The following is a 14,960-nucleotide window of genomic DNA, read 5'->3' on the forward strand; positions in this document are numbered from 1 at the left end:
TAGATGAAAGAGAGAGCATATCTAAACGATAAGTAAATAATGACTGGATAAGTCGCTGAATCTAACAAAAATAACGTATTTATAATAGGCATAGATGACGACAGCTGATAAGCTTAGCGGCGATTTAATTTTTGCCTTGGGCGATATTGTTATACGCTTCGTAATCAGTGCTATCATCGGTAAAATAAACGATGCACTAGCGCATGTCCTTCATTCAATTGATAGTCTTTTTAATGGGCTAAAAATGAGGACATGCCCTCACGCTTACTTTCTAACAAATACTTCTTTATGTAAGGCTCACTAAGGTAATTCATTTATGTCGATGTTCAGTATAGAACCAAGCAACTTATCGTTGAGTCTAACACTCGGACTAACCTTAGGTCTTAGTGGATGTCAGGTTTTGCCAAAACAGCCGCACTTACCTGAGAGCCAAGCATTATCAGCACGAGTACATGACTTATATCAACAAGAAGACAATCAAGAAACTGGACGCAGTGACACAGTAGCAACCAATGACGTTGATTTGGTAGCATCGATTAGTGAACAGAATGATATTCACCCAGATTTATCCGGCTATCACCCCATTGTAACTGGTGCCAATGCTTTTGCTTCTCGCAGTATATTAACGGACATGTCCACACGTAATATCGATGCGCAGTATTATATTTGGCATAATGACCAAGCTGGTCAGCTATTACTGAAAGATCTGTGGGAAGCGGCTGAACGCGGCATCATTGTACGTTTATTATTAGATGATTTTAATAATGATGCCACCTTCGATCAGCATTTATTACGTTTTTCCAGTCACCCGAATATTGCGGTACGAATCATCAATCCGCTGATGCACCGTAAGTTTCAAACATTAAACTACGTCACAGGTCTGCCACGTATCAATCGCCGCATGCACAATAAAAGCATGACTTTTGATAAGCAGATTACCATTATTGGGGGACGTAATATTGGCAATGAATATTTAAGCAATGACCAAAATAGTCAATTTGCGGATTTGGATGTTTTACTCATCGGTAAAGTCGTCGCAGATATTGACAACAGTTTTTCAAGCTATTGGTCATCGCCTTTGTCATTTGACATCGAAACGCTAGTGAAGCCTGACAACAGTACAGCGCCTGATTTCCTAGCGGCACTGGACAAGCTCGGTCAGGATGAAAAAGGTAGCGACAATCATTTGACGGTATATAAAGAAGCGCTAGAAGAGTCAACGATAGACAGTGACTTGGTCAACAAACGCGTGCCTTTTCGCTGGACAGACATGCAGTTTTTGAGTGATGATGTAGGCAAGCTGACCAAAACGGTACCAGCAGATACCAATTTGGTGCATCAATTGCGTACCTTATTAGGCAGCCCAACCAAAAAGCTAACCATCATTTCTTCTTATTTTGTACCCACCAAAGATGGTGTCAGTACTTTAGTGCAATTGGCTGACGCTGGTATCGAGATTAAGATTTTGACCAATTCATTTGATGCGACCGACGTGACTGCTGTGCATTCTGGCTATAGTCAATGGCGACCTAACTTGCTGCGCGCCGGTGTCAAAATCTACGAGCTAAAATCCACCGCCTCTGAGGAAAAACGCGAAAACAAGCTTTGGAAAGCTCGTAGTCAATCCTCAACCAGTTTACATGCAAAAACGTTTGCCGTTGATGACTATCAAGTGTTCATTGGCTCCTATAATGTCGACCCTCGCTCTGCCAATATCAATACAGAGATGGGTGTGATCATCAATGATGATGAGCTGGCAAAACAATTGCATGGTGCGCTGAGCGATGACCTGCTAAACCAAGCTTATGAAGTCAAACTATCAGATAATGGTAAGCTACAGTGGCATACTATGGAAGACGATAAAAAAGTGGTTTATGATTCAGAGCCACGCGTCGATATCAGCGATCATGTCTGGCTGACTATCATGTCATGGCTACCTATTGATTGGTTGCTATAGCTGCCACCATCAAAAGCACTTTAAAACCTAGTCATATTTACATAATAACAGCGTTATCGAGTGATTCTTTTGCCCAATTTTTTTAGTTTGAATACTTTTTAATTTGAGTACTTTTTAATTTGAGTGCTTTTCATTTAAGCACTATTCATTTAAGCACTATTCATTCAAGTGCTTTTAACTCCGAGGCTTGTTGCCCAAAAACTTTTAGCTCAAACGTCTTTATTTTTTCGGCAAATCATTATTTTTCATATTGATTTGTCGTTTTTTATTATAGCCGGTTATCCAGATAATAATCGGCTTAACGAATACTATTATATGTGGATGCGCGACCTATTATGCCTTCTCGTTCTCAATATGCAATGATGTCTTCTAAAGACAGAAACACCGTACTGTTTATCTGCTTTAGCAGCGCAGTCGCGTTTTTTGATTTTTTGATTTATTTATATCTAGCAGATATCATGGCGACCGCTTTTTTCCCTGCTAATATCGACCCAGCTATTACGAAGGTGCAAGGGCTTGGTCTATTTGCAATTGGCTATTTGGCACGCCCACTTGGCGGTATCATCTTTGGTCGTTATGGTGATATCAAAGGCCGAAAACCCATACTATTGATCAGTATATTAGTGACGGCGGTCAGCTTGTTGGCGATGGCATGCTTACCGACCTATGGACAGTGGGGGCTGATTGCACCAACCTTATTTATAGTCTTGAGGCTGATACAAGGCATGGCATTTGGTCTTTATGTGCCACTCGCTTGGGTTTTTGTGGCAGAGCATGTACCACGCCAATATTCGTCAGTATCTTGTAGCTATGTCACCGCCAGTTTTTATGTAGGCGTGCTGTTTTCTAATGCCTTTTTTCTTTGGTTAACCAATTCTATGACGACTGAGCAATTGGCTAATTACGGCTGGCGCTTGCCATTTTTCATCGCGGCTATTCTGAGTTTATTACCATTATTGGCGTGGCGATGGATAGATGAGTCACCCTTTTTTCTGGAAATGAAAAACTCAAAACCAAGCGATTATGTTGCCAAACCCTTTAATTTACTCTTTAAGCATTGCAAACATTCGCTATTTATCGGTATGGTTCTCACGCTTATTGTTTCTAGCATCACGACCGTTGTTGTGCTATTGCTACCCGATTTGATTGAATTACGTTTTACCTTAGACAGCGATTTATTTGGATTCTCACACAGTCTGGGTATTGTGTTCATGATTTTTGGTTGTATTTTTTATGGGATAATATCCAACCACCAAAACTTCGGTAAGATTCTGACGGTTGGCTCTATTCTTTTAATCGCTCAGATGTTTGCCTTTTTTTACCATCTGCAAGCCAGCGGTGACTACATCCTTATTATGTATGCGCTTTTAGGCTTTTGTGCTGGCATCGTTGGGATGATACCTGCCATCCTTGTACAGTTATTTCCGACCAATGTAAGACTAACAGGAATGGCTTTTTGTTATAATATCGCCTACGGTATTGTTGGAGTGCTTGTGCCTTTCGGGCTGGGTTATGCCACTTTGTATGTGAGTTTCTCACCAGCGCTCTACATTGCATTTATCGGTTTTATCGGCATAATAATGGGTATTTATTTTTATAATTTGCCTGAATTTAAAAAAATCGACCACATTATTTAGCTAGTTAATGGCTGCCTATTATCTGCTTAACGATTGAAATTAAAAATTAAGGTGCAATCGCATGTCTCATACATTGCACCTTGTTCATTTATTTAAGACACCAATATTAAAATATTAAGGCTCAAAACCATGGTTGATATGACCAACAAACGTCTTTCCGTTGCACCCATGATCGACTGGACAACGACGGACTATCGTTATTTCGCTCGGCTTTTTAATCCGCATGTTTATTTGTACACCGAGATGATCAGTACGGGCGCGCTGATACATGGCAATCGAGCACGGCATCTGCGCTTTGATACGCTTGAGCATCCGCTGGTACTACAGTTGGGCGGAGCAGATATTAGCGAGATGACGCAATGTGCTGAATTTGCGCAGCAGCATGGTTATAATGAGGTCAATATCAATGTTGGTTGTCCCTCTGATCGCGTACAGCATAATAAGATTGGTGCTTGCCTCATGGCAGAGCCGCACACGGTTGCCGATTTGGTCAAGCACATGCAAGCGGCGGTCGATATCCCAGTAACCGTGAAGCATCGTATTGGTATCGATGATTTTGACAGTTATGAGTTTATGGTGGATTTTGTAGAAAAAGTGGCAGCAGCGGGTTGTACACGCTTTATTGTCCATGCACGTACTGCATGGCTACAAGGGCTTAGCCCCAAGCAAAATCGCGAGATACCACCGCTACGTTATGAGGATGTCTATCGTCTCAAACAAGACTTTCCACAACTCGATATCGAGATTAATGGCGGCATCGATACTGTTAAAGACATCGAAGCACATTTGCAGCATGTGGATGGCGTGATGATTGGTCGCGCGTTTTATCACAACCCCTACCTATTAGCAGAAACCAATAGCTTATGGAACGAACTAGCACCTAAGCGTTCAGATATTTTAGCGCAGCTGTATCCGTATATGGAGGCGCAGATTGCTAAAGGTGAAGCACTGCCAACGATGACAAGACATTATTTAGGGTTGTTTCAAGGACTGACGGGTGCGCGCAAATGGCGACAGGCTTTGAGTGGCAAACCTCAGCTAACAATCGACGATATCAAACGGGCAGCGGATGAGGTATTACTACTAAATCCTGATGCTTAAGAAAATCCATCATTATGATGACAGCTATAAAAGAGCAATAGTAATGCCGAAATATCCATTATTTATTTAGGCGGTTTGCGCAATATATTGCCACATCGCCGCCCCATTATTCACGATATGCAATAATATCGGCAGTAACAGCGAGCCTGACTTGATACGCGCGTAGCAAAATATCAATGCCAGTACCACAATGGTACTGATTTCATAAATACCATACTGCACATGGATCACCGCAAATATCAAGCTGGTCACGACGCTTGCTACGATTTCCCCTCGATGCCTTGAATAAGTTGACAAGGTAAATTGCTCTGCGATCGCTGACCATAATAGACCACGAAATATCAGCTCTTCGTAGATGGGCGCGACAATGACCATTGCAAATATCAACAGCCATACTGAGCTGACAGACTGATATAAAGGGTCAACGAAGAGCAGTGGCGATTTATCAAGTAAATAAGTCAATGCCTGACTGCCAATCATAAATATCAATAGCAGCCCAAGCAATCCCATACCCACCGCAAATGAGAACGGTTTTAGCGCTAAATACTGCCGACTATCGCCGCCTCTTACACGGATCACCAAAAGGCTAATAGCGATCAATAACACGCAGCCTATAATAATAGAGAGGCTGACCACGGTGCCATCGTTACTACCAAAAAAGAAGATATCAGCCATGGTTGAATTTTTAGAAGCTGGTAAGACTAGCTTGCCAGCGATATACACGCCTAGCAGCTGACTGATAAAAAATGCCATTAGCATACCAACAGTCAGTAGAAAGACACCCAATGGTGAAAATAGCGGCGTGCGCTTAGGCGGCGTATTAAGATTGTGCGAACCAGTAGCATTTTTTAGCATAAAGTCATTACTCAAACGGATATTTTGTCAGCTCGCATCTAGGGCGTGTCCTCAATTCAATCGATTATCCTCTAAATGAGTTAAAAATGGCTAAATTTTGCCAAACATCGTTAAATAGCTTATCAATATCTCGATATTATTTGCGCTACTTTCCTTGTTTGACGGCAATTTATCTCATTTTTATGACCATTTTTAAAATGAGGACACGCCCTAGCATAAGCAATAATGAGCATAAATAGTCATCAGCGATTATGTTGGTAGTTGCTGCTCAATCAATGATAATACTTGCTGAGAGACCGACTCTGGATACTCAAGTGGGAACATATGACCACCGGCATGGGTCTCATAAGGAATATTCAAACGCGACTTTATTTGTTGCGGAAATCGGCGTTTTAAAAAGATACTGTCTTGACCGATAATCAAAGTAACAGGCGGCTTTGGTCCATGATTTGGTGCCAGCCAATACCAAGATGGATTGGTGCGAAAGACAGCGACCTCACTGGCTTTCGGAATCGCCAATGTCACTTTGCCATCCGCACGTTCGTGTAGCCCATGCTCGATATAGCCTTGAAAACTGCGTTCATCAAAGTTTTTGAAAAAGCCTTTATGCCGCATCTTATCGTACGCATCTGCGCGGCTCTCCCAGACATCACGGCGATGCTTAGACACGCCAGCTGGTGACAATTTATCCATCAGGCGGTTATTCATCATCGGCAATCTATCCGCCGTCTTTGCCAAATGCCATAGCAAACTCACTTTGCCATAAATCCAAGGTGGATCCATGAGTACCGCTTGGGCAAAGTACTGCGGCGCACGATACAATGCCTGCAAGGTACACATCGCACCCAGCGAATGACCCACTGCCACTACTTGCGACACGCCATGCTTCTCACAGGTATTTTTGACACTATCAATAATCTGCTGTGTAAGGCTGCGCCAATGGTCATCGACTGGATAATCAGGCGTTGCACCCAGCATGGCAATATATTCAATGGTAAAAAATTCTGCTAACTTCTCAAAAAATGGTTGATAAACCGCACTTGGCATCCCATTAGCATGAGCAAAATGCAGGACAGGTTTGTTGGTTATTGTAGAGACAGGTAAAGCAGTAAAAGTTGGCAAATTAATTTCATCACTCATGACAAGCTCTCTTCGATTTAAGTCGCTATTTAGGATATTTTCTATAGTCATTGAATCTCATATACAATTAAGGCTGAGCATAATCATACGCTCAGCCTCAACAATCATACACAGTAAATCTCAAACATAAAACGCTTAACGCATCTGCGCATTACCTTCTTCTTGCGGTAAAACGTCAAGGCTGACACTAGAGCCAATGCCCGCACCCAATTTAACAGCAAAGCGGTCCATGAATAATTGGAACGGATCTGTTGGGCTATAATTGATGACATTACTCAGCTCTAACTGCTTTTCTAAGCTAGCGATGCTGCCTTTCTTATCGGCTAAGCCAAGCTCAATCGACTGCTCGCCTGTCCAGAATAATCCTGAGAACAGCTTATTTTGTTCAGGATTTTTGAGGCGATCACCGCGACCTTCTTTGACTGCATTAATGAAATGCTTGTGGGTATTGTCCAAGACTTTTTCCACATGTTTTTCTTCATAATCCGTTAACGGACGTGACAAACTTAAGATGTCTTTGTATTCACCAGCAGTAATCGTACGATCTTCTACGCCAACTTTATCCATCAAACCTTTGATGTTATAGCTTGGCATAATCACGCCAATAGAGCCAACCAAACTTGACGGGTTCACATAAATCTCATCCGCCGCAGAAGCAATATAATACGCGCCAGAAGCACCCATATCACCAATCACTGCATAGAGTTTTTTGTCTGGATATTCTTTACGCAAATCCATCATAGTCTGCCAAATCTCATCAGACTGTACTGGTGAGCCACCAGGTGAATTGATATCCAATGCTACCGCCTTTGAATTGCTGTTTTCAAAAGCACGGGTCAATGCCTCATTGACATCATAAGCGTTGGCCACATCACCACTACTAATGACACCTTGTAGCTCAACCACAGCTAAATGCGGCTTGCTCGTGTCTACACCATCTAGACCCGTTGGCGCGCTGCTGCTGCAACTACGACCAAGCGTCAGAAATATCAGTAAAATATAACCAAAGGTCAATAGTTTAAAAAAGATACTCCAGCGACGGGCGCGGCGTTGCTCGACCACACTAGCCAATAAAGTGTTTTCAAGCAATCGCCATTCTTGTCCACTCGGCTGGCTTGGCGGCGACATCGGTACTGGCTGATTTGCCGAATTGTCAGGACGTTTGTTAGGGTCTGGTGGCCAGTTGGGCATATAACTTCCTAAGTCAGAAACAGTCTAAAGCAATAAAAAGAGAAGATAGAAATACAGTCAGTAATAAGGAGCTGCTTCTCACTCCAAATACGGTCACAGTCATCTATATTCATAGGCTGCTAAGTATGGTGGTATTTCAATCATGGTTCAATAGTATAACTGTGAAATATCACTATATTGTAACATTGATTAGATAAGCGATATTTTTATGGCGTCATATTGGTAGTATCTACTGCCGCATTGAGAGACAACGTTGCTTCTAGCATTTTGTCATCATAAGTGATCATTTCAGTGATTGTTTGACGATTTATCACATCGGTAGTTATCTGTGATGTGCTATGTCCTAGCCATGTCACATTACGAAAAGGGCGTGGTTGCTCAGGTGGTTCAACTGGACATAACAATGTCCACATTTGCCAAATACGCTGATGAGTATCTGCATTTAATATCAGACGTGCCTGAGGCATATTGGCTTGATGAGTCGGTGGCTGGCTACTTGATGTGAGTGTTTGCGCAGTGGCAGGTGTTGATTTGAGTGGATCAGCCGCATTATACTTTAACACCCTTATGGGCAAGCTGGCATCTATAGCCACCGTACAATCCCAAACACTCGGACTGTCTATTTTGCTCCACCCTGTCAATGCTTGTATGGACAAGTCACCATTGCCCAACTGCCACGTTTTGCCTTGTTCACAGCGTTGCACACTGATATTCGTCATGTCCTTGGATTGGCTAGTGACTTTATAGGCTTGCTGAAATGCAGACCAACGATCAGAGCGTCCTGCTTGCCAATACTGACTAATAGGTAAACGCTGATTAAACTGAAAAACCGTCAAAGGTAACAGCTCAGAAGCATTAGCATTAGAAGCTAAATACGTCTTATCAGTAGCAAGCGTATCCGTCAATCCAGCACTACTACTCTGCACAACCATACCCTCTAGTGTATCAACTGACAAGCTACCCAGCTGCTGCGCCAATGTCATCGACAGCTTATTCGCCATTAGATTACTGGGCATCATTCGTGCGGCATTGGGTCTGTGGTCAGATAAAAATAGCCAGCTGATGTTTGTCTTATGCGTATTTGTTGTGGATGACTGCTTATTATTGGTAACAGGATACTGCAACAAAGCAGCGCTTATATAGGGGTCACCCGTTGGTAAGATATACAAGGTCGGTATCGTCGTGAGTGATTGCTGATTGGCATATACTGTCATCATTAATAAGGTTAGCGGCGGCAGTGCCAGCCAACGACTGATAAATCCTCGTGGTAGTAGCCATGGCAACATACTTAATAGTACCATCAGCAATATGGCGACATTCACGGGGGTATAAAGCCACGCTTCTGACAATGCAGATAATGAAGTTAACCACGTTATCAGTTCATGCAATTTCGCGACAATGGCGCTAACGAGCAGCCAAATACTATCAGCAATAGCAGGTGATAAAAGATAGCAAAGCCCTGCCAACAGATTAAGCGGTACAATCACCCAACCAAATAAACCGATAGCAAACAGATTGATGACAAGACCCCACAGCGACGCCTTGCCAAATAATAGCAATGTAATAGGCAGTAAAGTAATAAATAGCCAAAATTGTAATTTGAATACACGTTTGCCTATTATCCAAACACGCTTGAATGTAGTATTTACTACACTGGCATTATGAGCAGATGCCGTTTTTGATACGACAGCTGATTGCGTATATGATACATCATCATATTTAAGGAGTAATGCCACTGCGATAAAAGATAGCCAGTACCCTGCCTGCCATAATACGTAGGGATCAAGCCATGCCATTAACACTGCCAATGCAAACAACACCCGCATCGTACTAACCGGCAATAATGTTAAACGTACCAAACCTATCGCGAATAACATCCATGCGGTACGAGCAGCGGGTACATCAAAACCAGTAAATAGCGCATAAATAAAAGCAGCAGCGATCATCACCCACCAGCGCACTTGCCAACGCGGTACATAACGATAAACCTTTGGCCATAGCCGATCAAAGAGCAACACCGCCGCACCCGCCAGTATAATCGCTAAAAACAATACATGAGTGCCAGAGATAGCCAGCAAATGTGAAATACCAGCCAGCTGATACAAATCCTTGGTATCGCGATTGATTAAACTGCGATCACCTATGAGCAAACTTAAAGTGACCGCTTTTGCCTGTTGCGCTGCTGTGGTCTGTGTTGACCAATCTTGATAAAAATGCTGGCGTAATTGCCAACGCCCTTGGTTGATATAAGTCTGAAAACGCTGCAGATATGAAGAAGAGGCAAACGCTGGCTCTAATACCTCAGTATTGGTGACATTTGATGTGCCAACGGTCAATATATTAGCGACTCCATCAATATGACGACCTCGCAGCCAGCGATAACTGTCAAAACCAGATGGATTGCTCAACGCTTGCTCAGAGGTCGCCAGTGGTGCAAGCGCTAAACTTATAAACAGCTGATCGCCAGGTTGTAAATAATTTAAGCGGTCAAACGGATTATTGTCCAAATTTTTCTTGGACGATTGTTTTGATGAATTTTTTGGATAAGCGTTGAGCAATACACGGTACGTGCCATCTTTGTCGTTATTGTTATTTGAGTTATTTTTATATAGGTTATTATTGCTTAGGCTATTATTTTTATCTATTAGAAAGTTACTGGTCATAGCATCTAAATCTTCAACCGCCAACGCCGACACCAAGGGTGATATATCACTAATGACAGCAACTTGTCGATAGCCACTGTCCGTGGCGACGTCATAAACGCTGTCACTTATCCCTTCGATAGTGACTAATGCTTGCACACGCATTGGCTCAGTGATTTCTGTTAATTCTGCTTGTTGATGGCTAATCAGGGCTTGCAGCGCACTGCCAATGATTAATCCAATTGCCAATACAGCAACTAAAACATGATTCAAGATACGAAAGAAGGGTTTAGATTTATGTGAAGTATTATATGAAGGATTACGTGAAGAGAGACCAGTAGTATGTTGCGATAAATGGCTGGGTTTTGCAGAAGGTACATTAAACTGGGCAATAACCATCAGGATAATAGCAAAAATAATGAGCGATAAAGATAAGATGGGAGTATTTAATATATCCATTAACGATGAGCTAGTGGGTATCGCCATACTATCTGCGACTGCCAAAACGCCCATCATGGCGATAATAATCAAGCTACCAATCAACCAGTACACCAGCGCTCCTTGCTTGATGAGGTGAATATTAGTTTTTGCCTAAATAAAGCCATTTGTTATGATAAATAGCCACTTAATATGACGAAAATGTACCGAAACACCAAAACACAGATTGATACTAAAGCCAGAAACAACAACTGATACGTCATGCAATAGCATTTATATAACTATTACCCTATACTGACTGACATATTGCGATGATGATAATCTGACATCATTATCCTCTATATCCTCAGCTGTACACTTTATGAATAATATTACTTTATAGCAGACCATCAATGCGATTGAGCGGACTGTAGCTAACGATTACAAAAGGCGATCCTGTGCCCCAAAAACGTCTGAAAGACCTGCTTCCTACGCCAGAGAAAATCTTAGAAAGCCGCACCTTAAAACTGTTCGCACCGCATCTGGCTGATCCACGATTATGGCACTTTAATCGACATAGCTTAAATAAAGCGGTCTATATTGGGGTGCTTAGTGCATTTTTCCCATTGCCAGGGCAGATGCTGCTGGCTCTAGTTGGCTCATTAATTTTTCGTGCCAATGTTCCCATGGCGCTCGGCTTGACTTGGATTACCAATCCACTTACGAGCTTGCCCATCTTTTATGCAGGCTATTATATCGGTGCCAAAATCCTTGACGTACCGATGATTAGTCTGCGGCTTATCGGCAGGATGATTGCTGATTTTAGCTTATGGGCACTGTCAGATGGTGCAAATCCATTCATTACCTATCGCGGCACGGTATCAATTGCTGCTTTTTGCATAGGCTTGACGATATTAGCGATTGTGACCAGCATCGTTTGTGGGCTAGCATTTAAGGCAGTTTGGCGCTACAAAACCGTCGTGAGCTGGCAAAAACGTCAGCAAGAACCTTCTGATAAACCGCCTAAAATCTAATATATGTTGCTGTTATCAAGTCATGGTAACCATAACGTAGCGAACCACCCTTTACTTTCAACCATTCGCTAACGATAGCAATCTAGATCACCATCTATTATCGATTTTTCTATGCTATGTCTCGATATCACCTTAAGCTGGCTATGACCTAAAAACAAAAGCCATTTTCTTTGTTGATACCAGTCACTCTGCTTCTTTATTCTTTTCTATGGCAGCAAGGATGTTGTCCGTAAGGCTAGTGTCCATCTCGAAAACTTCAACCACTTTTTCATCTTTAAGTAATGTATAGCGTTTGCCCGTTGCACTGTCTTGAGCTTTTAGATCGTAATCAACGCCAGCCAAAGTAATGGCATCAAAAACGGGGGTTAATAGATCTATTTGTGCTTGTTTATCAATTGTCTCGAATAACGTCACATCCATATAGGGTTTTAAAGGTTCATTGCCTTCTTCGGCACTGCCAAAAGCAGCGATTGGGTCGTCATCTCTATCCATCATAATAGTCCTTCTTTAATAAATTGGTGGCATTTTGCAGCCCCATTTTGCGTTTATTTTTATTAAAACTTAGGGTCTGTTGAACATAAATCTTGTCGTTCTAGGGTATATCCTCATTTAATAATGATGATAAAAGCAAGACAAATTGCCGTTAAACAAGAGAAATAACACAGATCATAGTGATATTAATCAGCAGTTCAGTTCAACGACGTTTGACAAATTTTAGCCCATGTAGATATCAATTGACTTAAATCAGGACACACCCTACTACTTAGCAACCATAACCATTTACGCTATTAAAAATAAAACGTTAAAAAATGCAGCGTTAAAAAACAGTTAATACTGCTCCCAATGACCATTACGTAGCAATAACTGACGATCCGCCAGCGCCGCTAGATTGCGATCATGTGTCACCATTAATAGTGCGGTTTGCATGGTATTTTGCAGCTCTGATAATAATCCAAACACGCTTTGCGCATTGTCATAGTCCAAATTACCAGTTGGCTCGTCTGCCAAAATAAGCGACGGCTTCGTAACCAAAGCACGGGCAATAGCCACACGCTGGCGCTCGCCCCCCGATAGCTCACCAGGTCTATGCGCCAAACGATGCTCAAGTCCGACACTTTCTAGTATCGCAATTGCTTGCTCTCTTGCTGAAGTCGTTGAGACCTCTGGTCGCATCAATAACGGCATCGCAACGTTTTCAATGGCAGTAAATTCGGCTAATAAGTGATGAAACTGATAAATAAATCCCAGATGCTTGTTACGCATGGCACCGCGCTCAGTTTCATTCATGCTATTTAACAATTGACCATGTAGCCAGACCTCACCGCTGGTTGGCGTATCAAGACCACCAAGTAAGTGTAGCAAAGTGCTCTTGCCTGAACCACTGGTGCCAACGATGGCGATGCGCTCGCCAGCATGGACGGTCAAATCCAAGCCAGTCAGTACTTGCGTACTAACCGCCCCTTCATCATATATCTTGTTGATATTTTTCGCCTCTAAAATGGCAGACATGGCTTTTCCTTTATTCTATTTATACTGGTATTGATGCTTTATTCAGCGCTACATACAATTTATCAGCCTAAACTTGCACTAAAATTAATTTTACCTAACAAGCATTGGTAATAACTTAAACTGTATATAAAAACTTAAGCGGCATATAAAATCATTTATTCATAACGTAACGTCTGTGCTGGCTGAATCTTAGCCGCTCGGCGTGCTGGATAAATAGTTGCCAAAAAGCTCAGTACGAAAGACGCACCTGTAATCAATACTACATCTAGTACACGCAACTCTGATGGCAAATAATTAACAAAATACGCATCAAACAAGTTCAAATTAAAGACTTGATTAATAAATCCTAAAATATCACTCACTGTAAGCGCAAATATCACGCCCAGTATCGTACCAGCAATCGTACCAATCACACCGATGACCACACCTTGCACCATAAACACTTGGGTAATCAAACGAGGAGATGCACCAAAAGTTTTTAGAATCGCAATGTCCGCTTTTTTGTCGGTAACGAGCATCACTAGACTGGAGACAATATTAAAAGCAGCCACTAGGATAATTAAAAATAGCAGCAAGCCGACCATGGCTTTTTCCATTTGAATCGCGCCAAATAGGTTGCCATGTGTTTGTGTCCAATCATTAGGATACAATTGCTGAGGGGCAATAGCGGCGGCTTTTTCTGCTGCCATCGGAGCGGTAAAGATGTCATTGAGCTTCATACGCACACCCTGCGCGCCATCTGGCAGACGCAACAGTTTTGCCGCATCACCCATCGGGATAAATGCCATGAGGCTATCCACTTCTGGGCTGATGGTAAAAATACCTGTCAAGGTAAAGCGCTTGAATCGTGGTATCACGCCAGCTGGTGAAGGCGATGCCTCTGGCAGCACTAGCGTCACTTTATCACCCAGTTGCAGCCCTAGAGACTGTACCATCTCTTCACCCAGCACAATATTGAACTCACCACTTTGTAAAGTATCAATGCTGCCTTGAACCATATGTTCATTGATAATAGAGACATCTTTTTCGTATTCAGGATCGACACCAGTGACCATAATCCCTGCAACCTGACCGTTTGACGTCAACATCCCTTGCAGTTGAATAAAGGGCGCTACAGCTGCCACTTCAGGATCTTCTTTAATTTTATCAGCCAATTGCTTCCAATCACTGATAATCTCGGTGGAAACGACCGTTGCTTGCGGGACCATACCCAAAATACGGGTTTTTAACTCCCGATCAAAACCATTCATGACTGATAGCACCGTGATCAATACGGCAACCCCAAGAGTCAAACCAATCATCGAGATAAGCGAGATAAAGGAGATAAAACCATTACTACGCTCTGCTCGGGTGTATCGTAAGCCGATAAACAACGCTAAAGGACGAAACATATTCAAACTCTTTATCTTATCTACGTGCGACTTTATATATACTATACAACGAGCAACAGCAAATGCATCTCACACCTGCACTTGCC

11 protein-coding genes are annotated in these 14,960 nt (G+C 42.4%); 4 read left to right on the forward strand and 7 right to left on the reverse strand.

Features of this window, described 5'->3' with window-relative positions:
• Window positions 1-316 precede the first annotated feature (316 nt).
• The 3 genes from JMX95_RS04115 (at window position 317) to dusA (ending at window position 4,695) form a co-directional block, all read left to right on the forward strand.
• The gene (locus JMX95_RS04115) at window positions 317-1,957 is read left to right on the forward strand and encodes a phospholipase D family protein (RefSeq protein ID WP_201560059.1); all 1,641 of its coding nucleotides are present in this window, start codon (window positions 317-319) and stop codon (window positions 1,955-1,957) included.
• Window positions 1,958-2,292: 335 nt separating this feature from the next.
• Complete coding sequence (locus JMX95_RS04120) at window positions 2,293-3,594, forward strand: MFS transporter (protein WP_201560060.1); 1,302 nt, start codon at window positions 2,293-2,295, stop codon at window positions 3,592-3,594.
• A gap of 129 nt (window positions 3,595-3,723) precedes the next feature.
• The gene (gene dusA, locus JMX95_RS04125; RefSeq protein WP_201560061.1) at window positions 3,724-4,695 is read left to right on the forward strand and encodes a tRNA dihydrouridine(20/20a) synthase DusA; all 972 of its coding nucleotides are present in this window, start codon (window positions 3,724-3,726) and stop codon (window positions 4,693-4,695) included.
• A gap of 66 nt (window positions 4,696-4,761) precedes the next feature.
• Here the strand turns inward: dusA and JMX95_RS04130 are convergent, their stop codons facing one another.
• The 4 genes from JMX95_RS04130 to JMX95_RS04145 form a co-directional block, all read right to left on the reverse strand.
• Window positions 4,762-5,550 (reverse strand): CPBP family intramembrane glutamic endopeptidase, encoded by a 789-nt coding sequence (locus JMX95_RS04130; protein WP_227675958.1) that lies wholly within the window; start codon window positions 5,548-5,550, stop codon window positions 4,762-4,764.
• Window positions 5,551-5,799: 249 nt separating this feature from the next.
• Window positions 5,800-6,690, reverse strand: coding sequence for an alpha/beta hydrolase (locus JMX95_RS04135; RefSeq protein ID WP_201502314.1), 891 nt, complete (start codon window positions 6,688-6,690; stop codon window positions 5,800-5,802).
• A 135-nt stretch (window positions 6,691-6,825) separates the two neighbouring features.
• Entirely contained in the window at window positions 6,826-7,881 is a 1,056-nt protein-coding gene (gene sppA, locus JMX95_RS04140; protein WP_201560062.1) for a signal peptide peptidase SppA, read from the reverse strand.
• Window positions 7,882-8,087: 206 nt separating this feature from the next.
• A complete protein-coding gene (locus tag JMX95_RS04145; protein ID WP_201560063.1) occupies window positions 8,088-11,075 on the reverse strand; it encodes a ComEC/Rec2 family competence protein in 2,988 nt (995 codons plus the stop codon).
• 323 nt (window positions 11,076-11,398) lie between these two features.
• Here JMX95_RS04145 and JMX95_RS04150 point away from each other — a divergent pair, with 323 nt between their 5' ends.
• Window positions 11,399-11,974 carry a DUF2062 domain-containing protein gene (locus tag JMX95_RS04150; protein WP_045445416.1) on the forward strand — a complete coding sequence of 192 codons (576 nt, stop codon included), beginning with the start codon at window positions 11,399-11,401 and terminating at the stop codon, window positions 11,972-11,974.
• A 183-nt stretch (window positions 11,975-12,157) separates the two neighbouring features.
• Here the strand turns inward: JMX95_RS04150 and JMX95_RS04155 are convergent, their stop codons facing one another.
• The 3 genes from JMX95_RS04155 to JMX95_RS04165 form a co-directional block, all read right to left on the reverse strand.
• Window positions 12,158-12,469 carry a hypothetical protein gene (locus JMX95_RS04155; protein WP_227675959.1) on the reverse strand — a complete coding sequence of 104 codons (312 nt, stop codon included), beginning with the start codon at window positions 12,467-12,469 and terminating at the stop codon, window positions 12,158-12,160.
• A 333-nt stretch (window positions 12,470-12,802) separates the two neighbouring features.
• Window positions 12,803-13,483, reverse strand: coding sequence for a lipoprotein-releasing ABC transporter ATP-binding protein LolD (gene lolD, locus JMX95_RS04160; RefSeq protein ID WP_045451357.1), 681 nt, complete (start codon window positions 13,481-13,483; stop codon window positions 12,803-12,805).
• 155 nt (window positions 13,484-13,638) lie between these two features.
• Window positions 13,639-14,874, reverse strand: a complete 1,236-nt coding sequence (locus JMX95_RS04165) for a lipoprotein-releasing ABC transporter permease subunit (protein WP_055123885.1) — start codon at window positions 14,872-14,874, stop codon at window positions 13,639-13,641.
• Between the last annotated feature and the right edge of the window lie 86 nt (window positions 14,875-14,960).

The organism is Psychrobacter sp. NC44 (assembly GCF_904846655.1).
Lineage (GTDB): Bacteria > Pseudomonadota > Gammaproteobacteria > Pseudomonadales > Moraxellaceae > Psychrobacter.